Annotated in this window: 1 pseudogene; it reads right to left on the reverse strand. The window is 45.5% G+C overall.

From position 1 onward, the window contains the following. Window positions 1-362: pseudogene (locus B3182_RS05550) on the reverse strand (acetyl-CoA carboxylase carboxyl transferase subunit alpha); the annotation flags it as partial. Window positions 363-426: the final 64 nt, after the last annotated feature.

Below are 426 nucleotides of genomic sequence, written 5' to 3' on the forward strand. Positions count from 1 at the left end.
GTATCACGGCCTTTCTGATGACCAATAACAATCACCGGCTGGCCGTTGAAACGGCCCATTCCGGTAATTAATGCCTGGTCATCGGCGTAGGCGCGATCACCATGCAATTCTTCGAAGTCAGTGATCAGATATTTGATGTAATCGAACGTATAAGGTCGCTGCGGATGGCGAGCCATTTGGGTGACTTGCCATGGCGTCAATCCGGAAAAAATCGAGCGCGTAAGCGATTCACTTTTTTCCTTAAGCTTCTGAATTTCTTCGGTGATATTCAGATCGCTGTCATTGCTCATGTAGCGAAGTTCGTCGATTTTAGCTTCCAGCTCGGCAATAGGCTGCTCGTAGTCAAGGAAATTCAACTGCATTACAAAATTACCTTCGAATCAAAATAGTTCGATTATACACGCACTAGGGCTTGTTGATCTTTCA

This window comes from Methylophaga sp. UBA4204, assembly GCF_002379485.1.
Taxonomy (GTDB): Bacteria; Pseudomonadota; Gammaproteobacteria; order Nitrosococcales; family Methylophagaceae; genus Methylophaga.